Here is a 21,474-nt window from a genome sequence, read left to right as displayed (position 1 = left end):
GGCCCGCAGTGCGTGGTCTGCGGCGTGCGCGGTCTGCGATGTGTCCGGACCGCGGTGTACGCCATCCGCGGCGTTACGCGGAGACCTCCAGGCGGCGGGCGCGGGCGGTGAGGTAGCGGCGTTCGGGTGCGCTCGTGGTCCGGCGGGCGGCCTCGCGGTAGGCGTCCGCGGCGGCTCCCGACTCGCCGAGGAACTCCAGCAGGTGCGCGCGGGTGGCGAGCAGGCGATGGTGGCGTGCCATCCGCCGGTCGGCCGCCAGCTCCGTGAGCAGGTCGAGTCCGGCGGCCGGGCCGTGGACCATGGCGACGGCGACGATGCGGTTGAGCGTGACCATCGGGTTCGGGCCGGTGCGTTCCAGGAGGTCGTACAGGGCGAGGATCTGGGGCCAGTCCGTGGCGTCGGCGTGCTCGGCCTCGTCGTGGACGGCGGCGACGGCCGCCTGGAGCTGGTAGGGGCCCACCTGGCCGCGGGGCAGGGTCCGGCTGAGCAGATCGACTCCCTCCGCGATGAGCGCGCGGTCCCAGAGGCCGCGGTCCTGTTCGGCCAGCGGCACGAGTTCCCCGTCACCACGGGTGCGCGCGGGGCGGCGGGCGTCGGTCAGCAGCAGGAGTGCGAGGAGCCCGGCGGTCTCGGCGTCGTCGGGCACCAGGCGGTGCAGCATCCGGGTCAGCCGGATCGCCTCGGCCGACAGCTCCGGCACGGTCAGGTCGGCGCCGTCGGTGGCGGTGTACCCCTCGTTGAAGATGAGGTAGAGCACGTGCCGCACCTCGGCGAGCCGCTCGGTGCGGTCGGTCCCCTCCGGCATGGCCAGGGAGCCGCCGGAGGACCTGATGCTCTGCTTGGCCCGGCTGATGCGCTGGGCCATGGTCGCCTCGGGGACCAGGAAGGCCGCGGCGATCTGCGCGGTGGTCAGCCCGCCGACGGCGCGGAGCGTGAGCGCGATCCGGCTGGCCGGGGACAGCGCGGGATGGCAGCACAGGAACAGCAGGGCCAGCGAGTCGTCCCGGTCCGTCTCGGGCGTGCGGTCGGCCGGGTGGCTGAGCAGTTCGGCCTGCGGGGTGGCCAGCGCCAGAGTGTCCTCACGGCGTCGGCGCGCGCTCTCGCTGCGTATCTGGTCCACCAGCTTGCGGGAGGCGACGGTGACCAGCCAGCCCCGCGGATTGTCCGGCACCCCGGCTTCGGGCCACCGCAACGCGGCGGCGAGCAGCGCCTCCTGCACCGCGTCCTCACACGCGTCGAAGACCCCGTAGCGGCGTACGAGCGCACCGAGGACCTGCGGTGCCAGCTCGCGCAGCAGGTCCTCGGTCCCGTGGTGCCCGGCGGTCACAGGTCCGCCGCGGAGTCGTGGAGCACCGGCCACAGCTCGACGGGGTCCACGTCCGCGAACGGCATGTCCGCGGCGATCTCCTGTGCCCGCTCCAGGCTGTCGCAGTCGAGCATGTAGAAGCTGGCGATGTACTCCTTGGTCTCCAGGTACGGGCCGTCGGTGACCACCGGGGCACCGGCCTCGCGGCGCACCAGCCGGGCGTTGGCCGCGTCCGCCAGGCCGTACGCCCCCAGCAGCTCGCCGCTTTCGCGGTACTTGCGGTTGAACGCCTCCTGCCTGGCGATCGCCTCCGGCCACGCCTCGGCCGGGAAGGAGTCCCACTTGGCCTGGTTGCCGTAGATCATCGCGACGTACTTCATCTGGGTGTCCTTTCCGTACCGGTCGCCCCGTCGGCGCGCCGTCACCTCCCAGTCGGAGCGGGGGGCGGGTCCTCGACATCCGACGAGAACTTTCTCCGGCTCCTCTTTCCGGCCGCCGCCGAGCGCCCCGGCCGTCCCGGCGATCCGGCCGCTGCCGAGCGACCTGGCCGTCCCGGCGGCGCGAATGGTCAACCTACGCGTTCTCCCTCCGCGGGGGGTAGCTCCCGTGCGCGGGCACCATGGAGCGGGCACCCGCCTGACGCGGGGAGGGTCAGCCGATCAGGGCGAGGCGGAGGGCGGCCGCGGCGGCCTCGCCACGGCTGGACACGCCCAGTTTGCCGAGGATGTTGGAGACGTGGACGCTGACCGTCTTGGCCGAGATGAACAGTTCGGCGGCGATGTCACGGTTGGACAGCCCCCGAGTGACCAGCCGGAGCACCTCCAGTTCGCGCGGGGTCAGCACGGCTTCCCCGGCGCGGTTCTCCTCGACGCGGCTCTCCTCGGTGAGCGAGGCGCCGACCCGGCGGGCCAGGTTCTCGATCTCGGCGGTCAGCGGCCGGGCGGAGAGCGCGACGGCGATCGGGTGAGCCGTGCGCAGCCGGGCTCCGGCACCGGCGCGGTCACCGGTGGCCGCGACGACCCGGGCCGCGTGGAGCAGTGACGTGGCGCGCGGGAAGGGGCGGCCGAGCCGCTCCCAGGCCACGGCCGCTGCGTCGTGGTCACGGGTGAGGCCGAGGCGGTAGGCGTCGGCGACGGGACTGTCCACGTTCATCGTGGCCGCGACCTCCTCGACCTGGCCGCGTAGCACCGCCACGCGCGCGGGTGCGAGCTGCTCGACGGTCTCGCACATCCCGCCGAGCAGGCCGAGCATCCGCCACCCCAGCATGGGCTTGCTCGTGATCCGCGCCTCCCGGGCGACCCGCTCGGCCACCTCCAGCGCGGCCAGCGGTTCCCCGTCGAGCAGGTGGAAGCCGATCACCAACCGGGTGTTGGCCGTCAGTTCCTGCATGAGATCCTGCTGGGCGTCGCCGAAGGCGCCCACCTCGGTCAGGACGGCCCTGAGCACCTCGGTCTCACCCCGGGCGACCGCCACGTCACCGCGTACCCGGCGCAGGTGGTTACGGTTCCGCGGGGTCGGGTCGAGGCTGAGGGCGTACTCGGCGAGCTGGGCGGCCTCCTCGAACCGGCCCAGCGTCTCCAGCGCCTCCGCCCGGTTGTTGGCGATGAACGTTCCCTGCACCCGGTAGCGGCCGTACTTCCTGGCCAGCCGCTCGCCTTCGAGAGCCAGCTCGACCGCCTCGGTGGAGCGGCCCATGTTGTTGAGCGCGTCCACGTTGTTGGCGATGGCGCGCAGGACGATGCGGCCGGAGCCGACGCGTTCGCCGATCGCCTGCGCGGTGGAGTTGACGGCGATGGTGGTGGCGAGGTCCCCCTCGATCGAGTGGCCGAGGGCGAGATTGAGCAGCAGGTCGGCTTCCAGGCACTGCTCACCGTGCCGACGGGCGATGCGCAGCGCCTCCTCGGTGAGCGCGGTCCCCTCGGCGAACTCGCCGCTGAACATCAGGTACGAGCCCAGTTTGGAGAGCACGTCGGCGCGGTCCAGGCCGGGCTCGGGCACCAGCCGCTCGGCGTAGCGCAGGTCGTCGAGAACCCCGGGCCTGCGCCTGGACTTCTCGAACTGCGACCGCTGGACGAGGAGACGGGCCACCCGCGCGGGTTCGGTCCGCTCGTCGAGCTCCTCCAGCGCGGCCATGACGAACCTGCTGCCCCGGTCGGGCTCTCCGGCGGCACCGGCGGCGGACGCGGCCTTCTCCAGGACGGTGGTGTGGTCCGCGCCGATCCGCTCGGCGGCGTCGGGGACCTTGCTCCACAGGGCGAGCACCCGTTCCAGGAGCTTCATCATCTCGTTGTAGGCGAAGGTCTTGGCGGCCTTGCGCGCCGCCTCCCAGGCGGAGACGAGAGCCCAGACGTCGTCGCGGGCGGAGTACCAGTGGTGGGCGATCTCTATGGCGGCTCGCCCGCGCGGGACGAGGGTGCGGTCCCGGCCGATCTCCTCGGCAAAGCGGGCGTGCAGCCGTACGTGCTCGCCGGGCAGGAGTTCGTCGTGCACGGCCTCGCGGATCAGCGCGTGCCGGAAGACATAGGTACGGCTGTCGGCGACCTGGAGCACGTTGGCCGCGATGGCGGGACGCAGCGCGTCGTCGAGGTCGAGATCGCACAGGCCGCTGACCGCGGCGAGCAGGTCGTGGCCGACCCGGGTTCCGCCCGCCGCGGCGACCCGCAGCACCCGCTGGGTCTCCTCGGGGAGCTGTTCGACGGAGCCGATGATCAGGTCGTGCAGGGAACTGGGGAAGGCGCAGTCGCGGCCGCACTCCAGGAGCGCCTCGACGAACAGGGGGATGCCCTCGCTCCGCCGGTAGACCGTGTCCACCCGGGCGAACTCGGGGGCGGTGCCGAGGATCCCGGCCATCTGGGCCGCCACTTCGGCCTGGGTGAGCCGGGGCAGGTCCATCCGCAGCACCCCGTCGAGCCGTCCGAGCTCGGCGAGCACCGGCCGGAGCGGGTGCTGGCGGTGCAGGTCGTCGGAGCGGTAGGTGAGGACCATCAGCAGGGGAGCGGTGCGCAGGTTCCGGCTGAGGAAGGCGATCAGGTCGCGGCTGGACCGGTCGGCCCAGTGCAGGTCCTCGATGACGAGGAGCACCGGGCGGCGTTCGGCGAGTCGCTCCAGCAGGGTGAGGATCTGCTCGAAGAGCCGCGCGCGGGCGGTGTCGCTCTCCAGGTCACCGCTCGGCTCGCCGAACTCGGGCAGCAACCTGGCCAGATCGCGCGCTCCTCTCCCGGGGAGCAGGGCGGCGACCTCGTCGGCGCCGCACTCGCGGACGAGCTGGCGGATCGCGGCGGTGAACGGGGCATAGGCGAGCCCCTCGGTCGACAGCTCGACGCAGCCCCCGGTGAGCACGTGCACACCCTCGGCCGCGGCCCGCTCGGCGAAGCAGCCGACGAGCCGGGACTTGCCGACCCCGGCCTCGCCCCCGATGAGCACGGTCGCCGCGGAGTTCTCCCGTGCCCGGCCGAGGGCCTCGGCCAGGTCCGCGAGTTCTGTCTCCCGCCCTACGAAGACGGGACTTGTCGCCCGACCCATCATGTCTGCCAGCATGTCATGCCTTATGGGTAGGAATCTCCGGATTTATTGATCGGTACAGAACTGCCGGAGGACGCGGAGCCCGGCCGGACGGCTGCGGGGGACGGAGAACCGACCGGCAGCCGTCAGGGAGGGAGAAGCCGATCGGACGGCTTCAGGAAGCCTGGCGGCTTCAGGGAGACGGGCAAGCCTGGCGGCTTCGGGAAGCCAGGGAAGCCGGGCGGCTTCGGGGAGACGGGGAAGCCGGGCGGAGAGCCGTCAGGGAGGCCGTGGAGCCCGGCCGGGCAAGGGGAGGCGGCCGGGCTCCGTGATCGGGGTCATGCGGGAAGGATCCTGCCGAAGAGGCTCCGGCGGCGCTTGCCGGCCGGGCCCTCCTTCTTCTCGGCCTCCTGAACCTGCCGGGTGAGACGGTGCCTGGCCGCCTCCTCGCGGAGCCGGTCGCTCTGGTAGGCGATCATTGCGAGGTGGAGATCGGGACTCATCGGGGTTCCTCCTTGGTTCGTACGTTCGTACGCCGGTGGCGCGCTTGCCCTGCACACTCAAGGCTCGCGCTAAGGGCCCCGGTCCCACATCGGGCGGATGCCCTATCCACCGGCCCGATCCGCGTCCCGGAACGCCTTAGGACGTGCCGGACCCGACCTAGGACCCACCTGAGACGACCCGGCCCGGGACCCGGGCGGAGGAGGACAGGAGGGGGCGGGGGAGCGGGAGGCGGTGGGGCGGCACGCCCGATGACCCCTGAGCAGGCCCGTCCGACTCGTCGAACGTTGACGAAAACGGGTGCCGGTGCTGGGCAGGGTCCAGTTTGGAACTAATCACACCAGTCGGCATGCTGGAGTGGTGTCAACTATGACGACCTCGCCAGCCGACGTGGCCGCGTCCAACGTCACGCTGCGAACCTTCCTGCACGGCCTGCCCGGTGTCGACCGGGTGGGCGCCGACCAGCGAGCGGCGATGCTCGGCACCCGATCGATCAAGACGACCGCCAAGGCCGAGGCCATCGACCTGGCCATCGCCATGGTGGACCTGACGACCCTCGAAGGAGCCGACACCCCGGGCAAGGTCCGTGCGATGTGCGCCAAGGCCGTCCACCCGGACCCGTCCGACCCCTCCGTGCCGAAGGTGGCCGCGGTGTGCGTCTACCCCGACCTGGTGGCCCAGGCGGTGGAGGCGCTGAAGGGCTCCGGTGTCAAGGTGGCCAGTGTCGCGACCGCTTTCCCCAGCGGGCGTTCCTCCCTCGACGTCAAGGTCGCCGACACCGCGTTCGCGGTGGCCGCCGGGGCCGACGAGATCGACATGGTCATCGACCGGGGTGCCTTCCTCGCGGGCGACTACCTCAAGGTCTTCGAGGAGATCGCCGCCGTCAAGGCCGCGTGCGGCACCGCGCACCTGAAGGTGATCCTGGAGACCGGTGAGCTCGCCACGTACGACAACGTGCGCCGCGCGTCCTGGCTGGCCATGCTGGCCGGCGGCGACTTCATCAAGACCTCCACGGGCAAGGTCCAGCCCGCCGCGACCCTCCCGGTGACGCTGGTCATGCTGGAGGCGGTCCGCGACTTCCTCGCCTCGACCGGCCGCAAGGTCGGGGTGAAGCCCGCCGGAGGCATCCGGACGACCAAGGACGCCGTCAAGATGCTCGTCCTGGTCAACGAGACCGTCGGCGAGGGCTGGCTGAGCCCCGACTGGTTCCGGCTCGGCGCGTCCTCCCTCCTGAACGACCTGCTGATGCAGCGCCAGAAGATGGCCACCGGCAGGTACGCGGGCCCCGACTACTTCACCCTCGACTAACTCGACGAAGGCGTACCCATGTTTGAATACGCACCGGCGCCCGAGTCGCGTGACGTCGTCGGCATCCGGCCCTCCTACGGCCTGTTCATCGACGGCGAGTTCGTCGACGGGACCGGCACACCCTTCAAGACGGTCAACCCCGCCTCCGAGGAGGTCCTGGCCGAGGTGGCCACGGCCTCGCCGGACGACGTCGACCGCGCCGTCCGGGCCGCGCGCAAGGCGTTCGGCGGCTGGTCGGCGCTGCCCGGCTCCGAACGCGCCAAGTACCTGTTCCGGATCGCGCGCATCATCCAGGAGCGCTCGCGCGAGCTGGCCGTGCTGGAGTCACTGGACAACGGCAAGCCCATCCGCGAGTCGCGCGACGTGGACCTCCCCCTGGTCGCGGCGCACTTCTTCTACTACGCGGGCTGGGCGGACAAGCTCGGCTACGCCGGGTACGGCGCCGACCCGCGTCCGGTCGGGGTGGCCGGCCAGGTCATCCCGTGGAACTTCCCCCTGCTCATGCTGGCCTGGAAGATCGCCCCGGCGCTGGCCTGCGGCAACACGGTCGTCCTCAAGCCCGCCGAGACCACCCCGCTGACCGCGTTGCTGTTCGCCGAGATCTGCCGGCAGGCCGATCTGCCGCCCGGCGTCGTCAACATCGTGACCGGCGCCGGTGAGACCGGTGCCGCCGTGGTGAACCACCCCGACGTCGACAAGGTGGCCTTCACCGGCTCCACCGAGGTCGGCCGCCAGATCGCCCGTTCGGTCGCCGGGTCGGGCAAGAAGGTCACCCTGGAGCTCGGCGGGAAGGCCGCGAACATCGTGTTCGAGGACGCCGCGCTCGACCAGGCCGTCGAGGGCATCGTCAACGGCATCTTCTTCAACCAGGGCCACGTCTGCTGCGCGGGCTCCCGGCTGCTGGTGCAGGAGTCGATCGAGGCGGAGCTGCTCGACGCCCTCAAGCGGCGGCTCGGCACGCTCCGGCTGGGCGACCCGCTGGACAAGAACACCGACATCGGCGCGATCAACTCCGCGGCCCAGCTCGCCAGGATCCGTGAGCTGTCGGACCTCGGCGAGGCGGAGGGGGCCGAGCGCTGGTCCCCGCCGTGCGCGCTGCCCGACAAGGGCTTCTGGTTCCCGCCGACCATCTTCACCGGTGTCGCCCAGTCGCACCGGATCGCCCGGGAGGAGGTCTTCGGTCCCGTCCTGTCCGTGCTGACCTTCCGCACCCCGGCCGAGGCGGTGGAGAAGGCCAACAACACTCCCTTCGGCCTGTCGGCCGGCGTCTGGACGGAGAAGGGCTCACGCATCCTGTGGATGGCGAGCAAGCTCCGGGCCGGCGTCGTCTGGGCCAACACCTTCAACCGGTTCGACCCCACCTCGCCGTTCGGCGGCTACAAGGAGTCGGGGTACGGGCGGGAAGGCGGACGGCACGGGCTGGAGGCGTATCTCGATGTGTGATCACAACGACGCCGGACGTCGTTCCCGCCGTGCCCAGAGCACCCGGGGGCACGGCTTCGCCCGCGCCGGACGGCCGGTGCTGCGCGGCTGGTTCGCGCACCGGTGCGGGGTGAGCCGCTGCGGTCAGGTCTTCGTGCCGGCACGACTGGCACAGCAGGAAAGCTCGCGGAGAGGGCGCGGAGATGAGTAAGGCGGAGAAGCCGGACCGGGCACGGGCGGGCAAGCGGGCCGCCGGGCGTTCCGGAGAAGAGACGGCCGTGCGCGCCGCCCGCCCGGAGGGCGGAGTGGCCGAGCCCGAGCTCACGCGGAGCGGGGCGGCCGGACCCGAGCTCACGGAAAGCGGGGCGGCGGAGGCCGAGCCCACGCGGAGCGGAGTCACCGAGCCCGCGCGGCTGGCCGTGCGCAAGACGTACAAGCTGTACATCGGCGGGGCGTTCCCGCGGTCGGAGAGCGGAAGGTCCTACCCCGTGACCTCCTCTGAGGGCGACTTCCTGGCCAATGCCTCCAAGGCGTCCCGCAAGGACGCCCGCGACGCGGTGACGGCCGCGCGCAAGGCGTTCGGCGGCTGGTCCGGGGCCACCCCGTACAACCGCGGGCAGATCCTCTACCGCGTCGCGGAGATGCTCGAAAGCCGTCGGGCCCAGTTCGCCGCCGAGTTGGCGGCGACCGGGACGGCCGATCCCGGCCGGGTCGTGGACGCGGCCGTCGACCGGCTGGTCTGGTACGCCGGGTGGTCCGACAAGATCGCCGCGGTGGCCGGTTCCGCCAACCCGGTCGCCGGGCCGTACTTCAACCTCTCCTCGCCGGAGCCGACCGGTGTGGTCGCGGTGGTCGCCCCGGACGAGCCGCTGCTCGGGCTCGTCTCGACGGTGGCCCCGGTGATCGTCACGGGCAACACCTGTGTGGTGATCGCGAGCGAGCGGGCGCCGCTGCCCTCGATCACCCTCGCCGAGGTGCTCGCCACCTCCGACCTTCCCGGCGGGGTGGTCAACGTCCTCACCGGCTCGGTCCGGGAGATCGCCCCCTGGCTGGCCGCGCACATGGACGTCAACGCGATCGACCTGGCCGGGGTCGCCGACGAGGGCCTGGCGGTCGCGTGCGAGGAGGCCGCGGCGGAGAACCTCAAGCGCGTCCTGCGTCCCGCGGGGGCGGCCGACTGGTTCGCCGACCCCGGAACCAGGCGCCTGACGGCCTTCCTGGAGACCAAGACCGTCTGGCACCCCACCGCGGTCTGACCGCGCCGGCCGCGGCCCGACCGGGCCGCGGCCGGATGAGCCTGGCCGGATGAGCCTGGCCGGATGCGGCCGGCGGGGCGTGGCCGGATCAGGCCGGTGGGGCGTGGCGCGGCCAGGGGCGGGCGGCCTCCAGCTGCGCGGCCAGGGCCAGCAGTTGCGCCTCGCCGCCGGGGGCGGCCACGAGCTGGACGCCGATGGGCGTGCCGCCGGAGTGCACGCCGTACGGGACGCTCATGGCCGGCCAGCCGGCCATGTTCCAGGCCCCGGTCGCGGGGGCGTACGTCACGTTGGCGCGGACGTTCGCCGGCAGGCCCCGGTCGCCCCAGCGGGCGGCGGCGGGCGGCACGGCGGCGAGCGTCGGCATGACGAGCACGTCCGCGTTACCGAACCACTGGTCGGCGCCGCTGGCACGCCAGAGGTCGCGCTCCGCCCCGCCGTCCAGCCCCAGCCGGGCCAGCAGCCGGCCGGTCCGCGCGAGGGACCTGGTGCGGCGCTGGAGCCTGCGGGGGTCGAGCCCCCGTGTGTCGTGCAGCGCGCACGAGAACCAGGTGGCGATCGTCGCGAGGCCGAGCCGGGTGGACATCCGCGAGGTGTGCTCCACCACGGTGTGCCCGGCGGCGCCGAGGGTCTCGGCCGCGGAGGTCACCGCGGCCCGGAGTTCGGCGTCCACCCGGAACCCGGGCGGCAACGGCGCCGGTGCCACCGCGATCCGCAGCCTCACCGGCTCGGCGGGCGTCAGCCCGCCCGGGTAGTCGCCGATGGCGTCGCCGACCCCGAGGGAGTCGTGGTCGCCGGGCGTCGCCAGTGACATGTCGCCCGCCATCACGGCCAGGGCCAGGGACAGGTCGGCCACGGTCGTGGCGAGCGGGCCGTTCTCCGCCATCCCGTACCAGTCGTGCTCGGGCGGTGGGACCACTCCGTGGCCGGGCTTGATCGAGACGAGGCCGCAGCAGGCGGCGGGGATGCGCAGCGAGCCCAGCCCGTCGTTGCCGTGGGCCAGCGGGACCATCCCCGCGGCCACCGCCGCGGCGCTGCCGCCCGACGATCCGCCGGGGGTACGGCCCAGGTCCCACGGGTTGCGCGTGAGGCCGTACACGCTGTCGCAGAAACCGGTCAGGCACAGCTCCGGCACGTTGGTGAGGCCGACGACCACCGCCCCCGCCGCCCGGAGCCTGGCCACCACCGGATGGTCCTCGGCCGCGGGCGTGCCGGGCGTGGCCGCGGACCCGTTGCGTGACGTCTCACCCCGGACCGGGACGTTGTCCTTGACGGCGACCGGCACTCCGGCCAGCGGCAGCTCCGCGAGGTCTTCACGCTCCTGAAGGGTGCGCGCCTCGGCCAGCGCCCGCTCGGCGCGGACCACGCGGAACGCCCCGATGCGTCCGTCGCGCTCGGCGATCGCGTCGAGGTGCTCCTCGACGACCAGTGGCGCGGTGGCCTTCCCCCGGCGCACGGCCTCCGCGATCTCCACTGCGGAACTTCCCACCCACGGCATGTATCGAGTGTGGTGCGGTGCGCGGCGCCGGGGGAAGCGCCTGGCGTCTCAATCGGATGACGTGTCCGGCGCTCCGGCGTTACCCGGGGTGCCGGAGTCATCCGCGTCATCCGTGTTGCCGGGCCGTGCCGCGCGGGGTTCGCGGCCCATCGCCCGCAGCGCCAGGCGCAGCGCGTACTCCAGCTGCGCGTTGACGCTGCGCAGGTCGTCGGCCGCCCACCTGGCGATCGCCTCATAGACGGCCGGGTCTAATCTCAGCAGGACCTTCTTGCGCTCGGCCATGCTCAGCCATAGAGGCTGCCGGCGTTGACCACCGGCTGGGTCGCCCGGTCGCCGCACAGCACGACCAGCAGGTTGGACACCATCTGGGCCTTGCGCTCCTCGTCGAGCTCCACGACGTCCTCCTCGCGCAGCTTGTTCAGTGCGAGCTGGACCATGCCCACCGCGCCCGCGACGATGTGCGTGCGCGCCGCGACCACCTGGGTCGCCTGCTGGCGGACGAGCATGGCCTGGGCGATCTCCGGCGCGTAGGCGAGATGGGTGATCCTCGCCTCCAGCACCTCCACCCCGGCCAGCTGGGTGCGGTCGCTCAGCTCGGCGGTGAGCTCGACGGCCACCTCGGCGCCGTCGCGCAGGCTGGTGCGGCCCTCGTCGTGGGCGTCGTAGGGGTGGCTGGTGGCCAGGTGCCGGACGGCCGCCTCCGACTGGATCGCCACGTACTCCTCGTAGTCGTCCACGGAGAACGCCGCCTTCGCGGTGTCGGTCACCCGGTAGACGACGACGGCCGCGATCTCCACGGGGCTGCCGTCGGCGTCGTTGACCTTGAGCTTGGCCGTCTCGAAGTTACGCACCCGCAGGGTGACGCGCTTCTTGCTGGTGAAGGGCAGCACCCACTGGAAGCCCGCCTGGTTCACCGTTCCGACGTAGCGGCCGAGGAACTGCACGACCTTGGCCTCGTTCGGGTTGATCACCGTGCACCCGGTCATCACGACGATCGCGACGACCGCCCAGGCGACGGCCGCGGCGGCCGCCCCCTCCACTCCCGCCGTCGTCCATCCGGCGGCGGCCGCGGCGGCCCCCAGCAGCACGAGCACGACCAGGACGGCGAAACCGCTCGTCCGGAAAGCACGTCGTTCCATGAACCCCACCTTTGCTATCGGAGTGATATCACTACGATATCCCATTGCGGTGCCCGCGCGCAGCCCCGGATGTGCAGGTGGGTTCCAAGTCGTCGCCAACCGCCGCCCCGCACACTGGGAACATGTGGTTCCTCGATCGCACGATCCGCCAATTGCGCAGCAGCCCCGCCGTCCTCACCCACCGGCCGCCGGACCCCGCAGCCCTGGAGGCGGTGCTCCGCCGGTACGCCGAGGCGCCGCTCGGGCGTTCGGGCGACTGGTTCGTGGTGGGTGCGAGGGACGAGGTCAAGGTCCGCTGGGTCGAGCTCACCCCGGAGCAGGCGTCCGCGGCGGGCGTCCCCGCCGACCGGCGCGGGGCGATCGTCCTGTCCGGAGGGGACCGTACGCTGCGCTCGTTCATCGTCAACACCGTCGCCGGCCGCCTCGGCGGCGCGGTCCACCCGCCGGCGGCGATCGACGACTACCTGGACGTCGAGGTGCGCATGCGCAAGAGCGGCGGGGTCGGCTGCGACGAGGCGGCCCGGATGATCCGCCCGTTCCTCGGCGAGCGGATCGTCGAGCACGACCACTCCGACGGCGTGTGCAGGCTCGTCGCGACGGCGGGAGACCCCGTGGAGGTCACCTACAACTGGCCCGTCGCCGACCCCGAGCACATCGTCGACCTGGAGCTCGACGTCAGGGGCCCAGCCGACTTGCCCGCCGTGGAAGCTCTCTACCGCGCCGCGTCGGCCATCGCCGAGGCCACCGGCGCCACCGTCGTCTGCAAGGACTTCCTCGTCACCCGTCTGGAGGACCTCATCCCCTCCGCCGACCGTCTCCCCGGCTGAGACCTGCCGGAGGTCTCCCGGCCGGGACCTCCTGGGGCGGGTCCGGAGGTTCCCCGGCGTACCGGGGAGATCCCGGCCGGGAGATCAGCGGCGGGGGTTGGTGCGGCGGGTCGCGGCGGCCGACAGGGGATCCTCGGGCCAGGGATGCTTCGGGTACCGGCCGCGCAGCTCGGCGCGGACCGCGCGGTAGCCGTCGCGCCAGAACGAGGCCAGGTCGGCGGTGACGGCCGCCGGGCGGCCCGCGGGGGAGAGCAGGTGGATCAGCAGGGGGACGCCCGCGACGCGGGGGGCCTCGGCCCACCCGAACAGCTCCTGCACCTTGACCGCCAGCACCGGCCGCTCACCCGAGTAGTCGACCCTGATCCGAGACCCGCTGGGCACCTCGATCCGTTCCGGGGCCACCTCCACCAGGCGGGCGTTCCACGGGACCAGGCGCGCCAGGGCGGCGGCCACGTCGATCCGCTCCAGATCGGCGCGGCGGCGGGCACGTGACAGCTCCGGCTCCAGCCAGCGGTCGGCGGCTTCCACCAGGGCGTCGTCGTCCGTCGCGGGCCACGGGTCGCCGAGCGCGCGACGGCAGAAGGCCAGGCGCTCGCGGAGAGCGACGGCCTCGGGCGTCCAGCGCAGGACCGCCGGGCCCTCGGTGCGCAGGCCGTCGAGGACGGCGGGCCGCACGTCGGCGTCGCGCAGCGCCGCGACGGACAGCTCGATGGCGCCCAGCCGTTCCACCCGGCGCGCCGAGACGTCGCCGCGCCGCTCTCCCGGCGGGACGCGCCAGGAGATCTCCTCCTCGACGCCGAGCAGCGGAGCGGCGGCCAGCCTCGCGATCTCCTCGTCGATCACCACCGCCTGCCTGATCCTGGCCGACGCGGCCCCCGCGGGACGGTCCGCGACCGCGACGGCCAGCCATTCGGCCGTGCCCAGCCGTGACCCGCGTGGCAGTTCGGCGGCCGTGCCCGAGGCCATCAGATACGCGCCGCCGCGCCGCCGGGCCACCCGCTCCGGGTAGGCCAGCGCCACGACCGTCCCGGCCACCGCGTCGTCACCATGACCCGCGCGGTCACGGCCCGCGCGGGCGTGCCCGCCGGTGCCGCCGTCTCCCGCGGCACCGTTTCCCGCACCGCCCCCCGGGTCGCCCGGGACGGCCCGGGCCAGGCGTCTCGTCTCCTGACGCCAGCGGGCGGCGAACCCGTCGTCCCCCCGGCGGACGGAACGCCAGACGGCCACCAGGTCGTCACCCGCGTCGCGGGGGAGTTGCTCGGACAGCAGGGCGACCACCTCCGCGGCCCCGGGGCCCGCGTCGATCAGGGCCCGCGCCAGGCGGGGGTGGACGCCCGCTCCGGCCATTCGCCGCCCCCGGCCCGTCACCCGTCCGGAGGGGGCGAGCGCGCCGAGGGCGTGCAGGGTGCGGCGGGCGGCGTCCATCGCGGCGGGCGGCGGCGGGTCGAGGAGGGCCAGGCCGGTGGCGGCCGGGTCACCCCAGCAGGCGGCCTGGAGCGCGAAGCCGGTCAGGTCGGCCAAGGCGATCTCGGGCCTGGGACGTTCGGGGAGCCGGCCGTGCTCCGCCTCGGACCAGCACCGGTACACCACGCCCGGCGCCTCGCGGCCCGCCCGTCCGGCCCGCTGGGTCGCCGAAGCGCGCGAGGAGCGGACGGTGGTGAGCGAACCGAGCCCGCGGGCGTGGTCGGTACGCGGCTCCCGGGCCAGGCCGGAGTCGACCACGATCCGGACACCCGGCACGGTCAGGCTCGACTCGGCGATCGAGGTGGCGAGCACCACCCTGCGCTCCGCGCCGGGTGACAGCACCGAATCCTGGACCCGGGCCGGGGCCTGGCCGTGCACCTGCAGCACCTCGGCACCGGGGAGATCGGAAAGGGCCGCGGCCACCCGGCCGATCTCGCCGACCCCCGGCAGGAAGCACAGGACGTCCCCCTCGTGCTCGGCCAGCGCGCGCCGGACGACCGCGGCGACGTGGGCCAGGAACACCGGATCGACCCGCAGGCCGTGCGGGGGTGCGACGGCCTGCGCGGGTGGCACCCAGACGGGGGTGACCGGATGCATGATCCCGGAGGCGTGCACGATCGGTGCGGGACCGGAGGCGTCGGAGGAGCCGAGGAGACCGGCCCAGGGCAGGGCGTCGGCCGTGGCGGAGGCGGCGACGAGACGCAGGTCGGGGCGGAGGGTGGCACGCACGTCGAGGAGGAAGGCCATGGCCGTGTCGGCGTCCAGGTGGCGCTCGTGGCACTCGTCCAGCAGGACCGTGTCCACGCCGTCGAGTTCCGGGTCGCGCTGGAGCCGCTGGAGGAGCACGCCCGTGGTGACGACCTCGACGACCGTGGCGGGCCCGGCCCGGCGCTCCCCGCGGACCGAGAACCCGATCTCCACGCCCACCTCGGACTCCAGCAGCCACGCCATCCGCCGCGCCGCCGCCCGCACCGCCATCCGGCGGGGCTCGGTCACGATCACCCGTCTCGGTGCCGAGCCGTCCAGCAGCCCGGCCAGCGCGAGCGGGACGAGAGTGGTCTTGCCGGTGCCGGGAGGGGCGGTGAGCACGGCCACGCCGCACTCGTCCAGCGCCGCCCGCAACTCGGGCAGCACGTGACGGACGGGCAGGGTGGACCAGTCTGAACGCACCCGCCCAGTCTCCCCGACCGCGGTCCCCGCCGGGACACGGCCTCGGTTCCCCACTTCGTAATATGTCTCCCTACGCGAATCGAGGCATACTTCGCCGGAATTCAGTACATGATCGAAGTGTCGGACGTGGCCCGCGACAGGTCCGTGCCATCACGTGTGGAAGGAGAGGGAGTCGAGATGCCTCGCACGGGCGAAGAGGGCTTCACAGCGCCGGAGGGGGCCCGAGGCATGCGGCCGCTGGCCCGAGCCCTCGTCGGCCCCCCGAGCTGGTTGCTGCTGCCGAGTTTCACGCTCACCGGCCTGCTGTTGCTCTATGGTGCGAGCGTTCCCGGCGGTTACTTCCTGTCGCAGGTGTTGGGCGGTCTGCTGGCCCTGGTCCTCGCGATCGTCTGGGTGACCCGCTTCGTCATGGGGCTCGGCGTCGACGGACTGTCAGGCCTGCGCAGGAACTGGGTGCGCTGGGCGGCGCCGCCGGTGATCAGCGTGGTCGTGATCGGACTCATCGGTGTGGACGCCCCCCTGACCGCGCGGTTCCGCCTCTCCGAGGCGAGCCTGGAGCGGGTGGCGCGCGAGGTGGCCGCCGGCGGGCATCCCGAGCGCGACGAGCAGTGGGTCGGGCTGTTCCACATAGGGGAGATCCGGCAGATCGAGGGCGGTGTGTCCTTCACCGTGAAGGACGCCGGGTTGATCTACGGTGAGGGCTTCGCCTGGTGTCCCGCCGGACCTCCGGAGCCGGACGGGACGAACCACTACTGGCACGTCCACGGGCCCTGGTACCGGTTGGCACAGGGGTTCTAGGACCGGGCAGGCCCGCCTTCCGGGTCGTGCTCCCGTTCCCGGTGGGCGTTGTCGGGCTGCCTCCGGCGGTGTGGGACGACCCGGTGGGAATGCGGCTTCTCATCACGCCCGGGGCCGCCGCCGTGACCGCCTACCGGCGGCGGACGCGGTGAACGCCGGGACACGGCCTCGGTTCCTCACTTCGTAATATGTCTCCCACCCGAATCGGGGTGCGTTTCGCCAGAATCCATTACATGGTCGAACGATCGGACGGGGTTCGGGACGGGGCCGCGTCATCCAGCATGGAAGAGGACGGGGCCGCGTCATCCAGCGTGGTCGGGTCCGAGGCGCCTCACACCGGTGGGGGCGGCGGGCCGGAGAAGGACCGGAACCTGCCGCCGCTCACCCGGGTCCTCGTCGGTCCCCCGGGCCGGTGGCTGCTGCCGGGTTTCGCGCTCACCGGCCTGATGCTGCTCTACGGCGCGAGCGTTCCCGGCGGTTACTTCCTGATGCAGATGTTCGGCGGCCTGCTGGCCCTGGTCCTCGCGATCGTCTGGATGTCCCGCTTCGTGGTGGGGCTGCTGCGCGCCGACGGCCGGGCGGGCCTGCGCAGGCACTGGGTGCGCTGGGCGGTGCCGCCGGTGATCAGCGCGGCCGTGATCGGACTCCTCAGCGTGGACGCCCCGCTGACCGCGCGGTTCCGCCTCTCCGAGGCGAGCCTGGAGCGGGTGGCGCGCGAGGTGGCCGCCGGGAGGCACCCCGAGCGCGACGAGCAGTGGATCGGGCTGTTCCACGTGTCGGCGATCCACCAGCACGAGGCAGGCGCGTCCTTCCTGGTGAAGGGGGCGGGGTTCCTCAACCGCGAGGGCTTCACCTGGAGCCCCGCCGGGAAGCCGGACGCGAACAGGGACGGATATGGGGACGGGGAGAACTACTACCGGCACATCCACGGTCCCTGGTACCGATGGACGGAGGGGTTTTGAGACCTGACAGACCGGCCTTCTGGGTGACGGTCGCCGCGCTCTCGCTCCCGATGGTGATCTTCGGACTGCCCACGGTGGGATGGGACGAACCGGTGGGAGCATGGCTCGTCGCCGCTCTCGGGGTCGCCGCCATGTTCGCCGCCGTGGCGACCGCCCACCGGGAGGCCGCCCGGCTGCGGGCCCGGCGGGACGCGCCGGAGCCCGGGGACGTCCGGCCGCCCCACGACCGGTGAGGGGGCGGGATTCCCGGCGTCGTTCCGGGCGGGTGACGGCTCCCGGGCCGGGAAGGGGCTCCCCGGGCCGGGCGGCGGACGCGGCCCCTACGCCGACGGGTCGAGAACGCCCATGCCGACCAGGGCGATGATGACGATGCCCAGGATGATCCGGTAGATCACGAAGCCGGTGAAGCGGTGGGTGCTGATGTACTTCAGGAACCACGAGACCGCCAGGTAGCCCACGACGAAGGAGATCACGGTGGCCAGGATGGTGGGTCCCCAGGCGGGTGCCCCGTGCTCTCCGATCTTGAACAGCTCCAGGACGCCTGCGCCGAGCACGGCCGGGATGGCCAGCAGGAAGGAGTACTTCGCGGCCTCCTCTCGGCGGTAGTCCAGCAGCAGCCCGGCGCTGATCGTGCCGCCGGAGCGGGAGACGCCGGGGATCAGGGCGAGCGACTGGGCCAGGCCGTAGAGCAGGGCGTGGACGGGGTTGAGGTGCTTCTCCAGGGTGAGCTTGTTGCGGGCGGAGTGGTCGGCGAACCAGAGGACCAGACCGAAGACGATCAGCGTCGTGCCGATCAGGCGCAGGTCACGGAAGACGCTCTCGATGGAGTCCTTGAACGCCAGGCCGAGCACGACGATCGGGATCGTGCCGAGGATGACGTACCAGCCCATCCGGGCGGCGTGGTGGCCGCGCAGGGCGGGGGTCCACAGAGCACGGGTCCAGGTGGAGACGATCTCCCAGATCTCCTTGCGGAAGTAGATCAGCACCGCCGCCTCGGTGCCGAGCTGGATCACCGCGGTGAACGCCGCGCCGGGGTCCTCCCAGCCGAGCAGCGCGGAGACGACCCGGATGTGCGCGCTGGAGGAGATCGGCAGGAACTCCGTCAATCCCTGGAGCACCCCGAGGACCACCGCTTCGAACCAGCCGATCAACTTCGACACCTTCCGTACCGGCACATGCGTGACCTAGGCGAGGCTAGCGGAGTGTTGGGGTGCCCGTGACCTCGTCATTGCCCTTCTGACCGGCCATGATCGGCCAGGTGAACTCTGATTGAAGTCCTGTCGAAGATCTTTTTAAGTCAGGGTGACACCTGGCTGAACGCCGGAGCCGGAACGCGGCCCCGGCGCGTCAGCGGGACAGGGTCCAGACGGCGTGGACGATGGCGCCGGTGTTGCGGGCCAGGGCCCGGGAGTCGATGTTGCGCAGGGTGTCGCAGGCCCGGTGGTAACAGCGGTCGTAGGGGGCACCGGCCTTGCCGCCCCAGAGCCTGGCCTCCGCCTTGGTCTTGCGGCCCTCGGCGCCGGTGAAGATGCCGCCGGCCGGGACGCCGATCGCGATGAACGGCCCGTAGTCGGAGCGGCCGTCGAAGTCGGTGCCCCGGGTGGGCACGCCGAGCTTCTTGAAGTGGTCCCGCAGAACCCTCTCGATGGTGGCCGACCCCTTCGGGCCGGGGCCCTCGCCCTCGCCGTCGGAGTCGTCGCCGTCGTAGAGGAAGTAGCCGGCGTTGGGCGAGGCGATCATGTCGAAGTTCAGGTACCCCGCGATCTTCGAGCGCTCCGCCCGGGACAGGCTGTTGACGTAGGCGTACGAACCGACCAGCCCGGCCTCCTCTGTGCCCCACCACGCGAAGCGCAGGTGCTTGCCGGGCTTGAGCTTCGAACGGGAGACCTGGAGCGCGGTCTCCAGGATGGCGGCGCTGCCGGAGCCGTTGTCGTTGATGCCGGGGCCCTCGGCGACGCTGTCGAGGTGGGCGCCGACCATGAGCACCTGGTCCGGGTCGCCGCCCGGCCAGTCGGCGATCAGGTTGTGGCTCGTCGCGCCCGCGAACGTGAACGTCTGGAGTTTCGTCGTGAAACCCGCCTTCTCCAGCTTCCCCTGGATGTAACGGACGCTGGCGAGGTAGCCGGGAGTGCCGTGGGCCCGGTTCCCGCCGTTGCGCTCCGCGATGTCCTGCAGGGCGGCCAGATGGGCCTTGACCCGCTTGACGGATACGTCCGGCGCGGCGGGTGCCGCTTGGACGGCCGGGACGAGGGTGAGGGACAGGGGGAGGGCCAGGGCGACGATCGTGCCCGCAGTGCGAAGGTGGCGCATCGAACTCCTCGGACGGGGAGGGAGCGGGGCGGCCGGAAACTCGGCACGGACCCGGGAGCCGGTCGGGGTCAGTACAAAACCGGCCGATGGGGATGTTACGGGGCCACTCGCGGAATCGTCCGGAGAATCCGCTGACGGCCCGGGAACACGCCCGTGCCGCCCCTGGACGCACCCGTGACGCCCCCCTGGGGCAACGACCGCGACGGCCGGGGCCGTGACGGTCAGCGACCGCGACGGTCAACGACCGTGACGGCCAGGGCCGTGACGGCGGGGGGACGCGCCACCCGTGTGGAACCGGGCCCGCCGGCCGGAGAGCGGGCACGGACCGTGTCCGTACCCGCTCCGGGGATCCCGCGGCCCCGCCGCCGGATCACCGTCCGTTCATCGCCTGCTCACTGCCGGGTGATGGTGACGTCGTCGATGCCGGCCTCGACCAGCGAGGCGCCGGAGGCGTCGGCGGCCTCGACGAGGACGCGGACGCTCTGCCCGGCGAAGGCGGAGACGTCCACGCCGGCCGCGGCCCAGGCGCCGTTGCGGTTGGCGGCCGAGCCGAGCTGCTGGAAAACCTGGGTGGTGGTGGAGCCGACCACCTTGACCCGCAGGTAGTCGGCGCTGGAGGCGTTGGAACCGTGCGCCAGGTACCAGGAGAAGCCCAGCCTGAGCGTCCCGCTCGCCGGCAGGGTGATGGCCGGGGAGCGGACGCTGGTGACGCCGCCGTCGAGGTCGTGGTCGCCCGCCGCCGAGCCCGCCAGGCGGCCGGTGACCAGGTCGTTGCTGCCGCTGACGGTGGTGCCGAGCTGCTTGGCGCCGCTGGAGGAGGTGGCCTCGGGGTCACCGCGCTCCCACTGGCCGGCGGTGGCGGTGTCGGTGCCCGACGGGTTCGTCGTCCAGCCGGTCGCCGTCTCGAAGGTGTCCTGCCAGACGACCGCCGGGGGCGTGGCGGTGGCGATGGTCCACACGGCGTAGGCGATCGCGTCGGCGTTGCGGTCCAGCGCGGTGTCGCTGACGTTGGAGATGGTGTCACACGCCCGGTGGTAGCACGGGTCGAACGCCTGGCCCGCCGTGCCGCCCCACAGGGTGGCCTGCGCGCTGCTCTTGATCCCCTCGGCGCCGGTGAACGTGCCGCCGGCCGGGATGCCGACGTTGATGAACGGCCCGTAGTCGGAGCGGCCGTCGAAGTCGGTGCCCCTGGTGGGGACGCCGATCGAGGTGAAGTACGCCTGGAGCGTCGCCTCCAGCTGCGCCGATCCGGCCGGGCCGGGCCCCGAGCCCACACCGTCGGAGTTGTCGCCGTCGTAGACGAAGTAGCCGGGGTTGGGCGAGCCGACCATGTCGAAGTTCAGGTATCCCTTGACCTTGGACCGCTCGGCGGCGGGGAGGTTGTTCACGTAGTACTGCGACCCGCGCAGGCCCAGCTCCTCGGCGCCCCACCAGGCGAAGCGCAGATGCTTGGAAGGCGCCAGCCCTTGGCGGGCGACCTCCAGCGCGGTCTCCAGGATCGCGGCGCTGCCGGTGCCGTTGTCGTTGATGCCGGGCCCGGCGGTCACGCTGTCGAGGTGGGCGCCGACCATGAGCACGTCGTTCGGATCACCGCCCGGCCAGTCGGCGATGACGTTGTAGCCGGTGGCGCCGTTGTAGGTGAACGACTGCAGAGTGGTGGTGAACCCGGCGCCGTCCAGCAGATTCTTGACGTAGTTCGCCGAGGCCAGGTACCCCGGGCGGCCGTGGGCGCGGTTGCCGCCGTTGGCGGTGGCGATGGACTGCAACTGGGTGAGGTGTGCCTTCACGGCGGTCAGCGAGATGTCCGGTGGGACGGCGGCCGACGCTGCCGGGGCGGTGAACGCCAGCGGGATGGCCAGGATCGCCGCCATGCCCGTTGTCCACAGACTGCGCATCATGCTCCTCGGGTTGGGAGGGGTGGGGTCCCCCGAGCGGCGCGCACCCGGGGCGGGTGCGCGCCGTACAGCGTGGTGGTGCGCTTCGCGGCCGTGCGGCCGGCGAGAGGATCCTCCGTC

18 protein-coding genes are annotated in these 21,474 nt (G+C 72.7%); 7 read left to right on the top strand and 11 right to left on the bottom strand.

Translation table 11 applies throughout. The features are described 5' to 3' along the window. Window positions 1-73: 73 nt before the first annotated feature. From F4562_RS14170 to F4562_RS14155, 4 genes are all read right to left on the bottom strand, one after another. On the bottom strand, window positions 74-1,327 hold the full coding sequence (locus F4562_RS14170) for an RNA polymerase sigma factor (RefSeq protein ID WP_184537813.1): 1,254 nt from the start codon (window positions 1,325-1,327) through the stop codon (window positions 74-76). Beyond that, the gene (locus tag F4562_RS14165; RefSeq protein WP_246473431.1) at window positions 1,324-1,878 is read right to left on the bottom strand and encodes a YciI family protein; all 555 of its coding nucleotides are present in this window, start codon (window positions 1,876-1,878) and stop codon (window positions 1,324-1,326) included. The genes F4562_RS14170 and F4562_RS14165 overlap by 4 nt, the downstream gene beginning before the upstream one ends. Before the next feature lie 79 nt (window positions 1,879-1,957). Beyond that, on the bottom strand, window positions 1,958-4,843 hold the full coding sequence (locus F4562_RS35830; RefSeq protein WP_184537815.1) for an ATP-binding protein: 2,886 nt from the start codon (window positions 4,841-4,843) through the stop codon (window positions 1,958-1,960). A 302-nt stretch (window positions 4,844-5,145) separates the two neighbouring features. Further along, window positions 5,146-5,310: a hypothetical protein gene (locus tag F4562_RS14155; RefSeq protein WP_184537818.1), complete on the bottom strand. Its 165-nt coding sequence runs from the start codon at window positions 5,308-5,310 to the stop codon at window positions 5,146-5,148. Between the two features lie 367 nt (window positions 5,311-5,677). Here F4562_RS14155 and deoC point away from each other — a divergent pair, with 367 nt between their 5' ends. From deoC to F4562_RS14140, 3 genes are all read left to right on the top strand, one after another. Next, window positions 5,678-6,616, top strand: coding sequence for a deoxyribose-phosphate aldolase (gene deoC, locus F4562_RS14150; RefSeq protein WP_184537820.1), 939 nt, complete (start codon window positions 5,678-5,680; stop codon window positions 6,614-6,616). A gap of 18 nt (window positions 6,617-6,634) precedes the next feature. After that, window positions 6,635-8,059, top strand: coding sequence for an aldehyde dehydrogenase family protein (locus tag F4562_RS14145; protein WP_184537822.1), 1,425 nt, complete (start codon window positions 6,635-6,637; stop codon window positions 8,057-8,059). A gap of 284 nt (window positions 8,060-8,343) precedes the next feature. Beyond that, window positions 8,344-9,294 carry an aldehyde dehydrogenase family protein gene (locus tag F4562_RS14140; RefSeq protein ID WP_375782457.1) on the top strand — a complete coding sequence of 317 codons (951 nt, stop codon included), beginning with the start codon at window positions 8,344-8,346 and terminating at the stop codon, window positions 9,292-9,294. An 88-nt stretch (window positions 9,295-9,382) separates the two neighbouring features. Here F4562_RS14140 and F4562_RS14135 read toward each other — a convergent pair whose 3' ends face one another. The 3 genes from F4562_RS14135 to F4562_RS14125 are packed head-to-tail and all read right to left on the bottom strand — an operon-like array spanning window position 9,383 to window position 11,928. Further along, window positions 9,383-10,789 (bottom strand): amidase, encoded by a 1,407-nt coding sequence (locus tag F4562_RS14135; protein WP_184537824.1) that lies wholly within the window; start codon window positions 10,787-10,789, stop codon window positions 9,383-9,385. A 48-nt stretch (window positions 10,790-10,837) separates the two neighbouring features. Then, window positions 10,838-11,071, bottom strand: coding sequence for a type II toxin-antitoxin system antitoxin (locus tag F4562_RS14130; RefSeq protein WP_184537826.1), 234 nt, complete (start codon window positions 11,069-11,071; stop codon window positions 10,838-10,840). A gap of 2 nt (window positions 11,072-11,073) precedes the next feature. Continuing rightward, window positions 11,074-11,928, bottom strand: coding sequence for an SPFH domain-containing protein (locus F4562_RS14125; RefSeq protein ID WP_184537828.1), 855 nt, complete (start codon window positions 11,926-11,928; stop codon window positions 11,074-11,076). A 122-nt stretch (window positions 11,929-12,050) separates the two neighbouring features. Here F4562_RS14125 and F4562_RS14120 point away from each other — a divergent pair, with 122 nt between their 5' ends. Then, a complete protein-coding gene (locus F4562_RS14120) occupies window positions 12,051-12,755 on the top strand; it encodes a hypothetical protein (RefSeq protein WP_184537829.1) in 705 nt (234 codons plus the stop codon). An 84-nt stretch (window positions 12,756-12,839) separates the two neighbouring features. Here F4562_RS14120 and hrpB read toward each other — a convergent pair whose 3' ends face one another. Next, window positions 12,840-15,389, bottom strand: coding sequence for an ATP-dependent helicase HrpB (hrpB, locus tag F4562_RS14115; RefSeq protein ID WP_184537831.1), 2,550 nt, complete (start codon window positions 15,387-15,389; stop codon window positions 12,840-12,842). A gap of 177 nt (window positions 15,390-15,566) precedes the next feature. Between hrpB and F4562_RS14110 the strand changes: the two genes are divergently transcribed. From F4562_RS14110 to F4562_RS14100, 3 genes are all read left to right on the top strand, one after another. Next, window positions 15,567-16,187 (top strand): hypothetical protein, encoded by a 621-nt coding sequence (locus F4562_RS14110; protein ID WP_184537833.1) that lies wholly within the window; start codon window positions 15,567-15,569, stop codon window positions 16,185-16,187. A gap of 233 nt (window positions 16,188-16,420) precedes the next feature. Beyond that, window positions 16,421-17,149: a hypothetical protein gene (locus tag F4562_RS14105; protein ID WP_184537834.1), complete on the top strand. Its 729-nt coding sequence runs from the start codon at window positions 16,421-16,423 to the stop codon at window positions 17,147-17,149. After that, on the top strand, window positions 17,146-17,382 hold the full coding sequence (locus F4562_RS14100; protein WP_184537836.1) for a hypothetical protein: 237 nt from the start codon (window positions 17,146-17,148) through the stop codon (window positions 17,380-17,382). The genes F4562_RS14105 and F4562_RS14100 overlap by 4 nt, the downstream gene beginning before the upstream one ends. Before the next feature lie 87 nt (window positions 17,383-17,469). Here the strand turns inward: F4562_RS14100 and F4562_RS14095 are convergent, their stop codons facing one another. The 3 genes from F4562_RS14095 to F4562_RS14085 all read right to left on the bottom strand — a co-directional run bounded on the left by F4562_RS14095 (window position 17,470) and on the right by F4562_RS14085 (window position 21,357). Beyond that, window positions 17,470-18,309 carry an undecaprenyl-diphosphate phosphatase gene (locus F4562_RS14095; RefSeq protein ID WP_311733807.1) on the bottom strand — a complete coding sequence of 280 codons (840 nt, stop codon included), beginning with the start codon at window positions 18,307-18,309 and terminating at the stop codon, window positions 17,470-17,472. A 187-nt stretch (window positions 18,310-18,496) separates the two neighbouring features. After that, window positions 18,497-19,459, bottom strand: a complete 963-nt coding sequence (locus tag F4562_RS14090; RefSeq protein ID WP_184537838.1) for a M28 family metallopeptidase — start codon at window positions 19,457-19,459, stop codon at window positions 18,497-18,499. Window positions 19,460-19,851: 392 nt separating this feature from the next. Then, entirely contained in the window at window positions 19,852-21,357 is a 1,506-nt protein-coding gene (locus F4562_RS14085; protein WP_311733808.1) for a M20/M25/M40 family metallo-hydrolase, read from the bottom strand. Window positions 21,358-21,474 lie beyond the last annotated feature (117 nt).

Origin of the sequence: Streptosporangium becharense (genome assembly GCF_014204985.1) — a bacterium.
GTDB classification, from domain to species: Bacteria; Actinomycetota; Actinomycetes; order Streptosporangiales; family Streptosporangiaceae; genus Streptosporangium; species Streptosporangium becharense.
The sequence above is the reverse complement of the archived record's forward strand: the minus strand, read 5'-3'. Positions and strand labels throughout refer to the sequence as shown.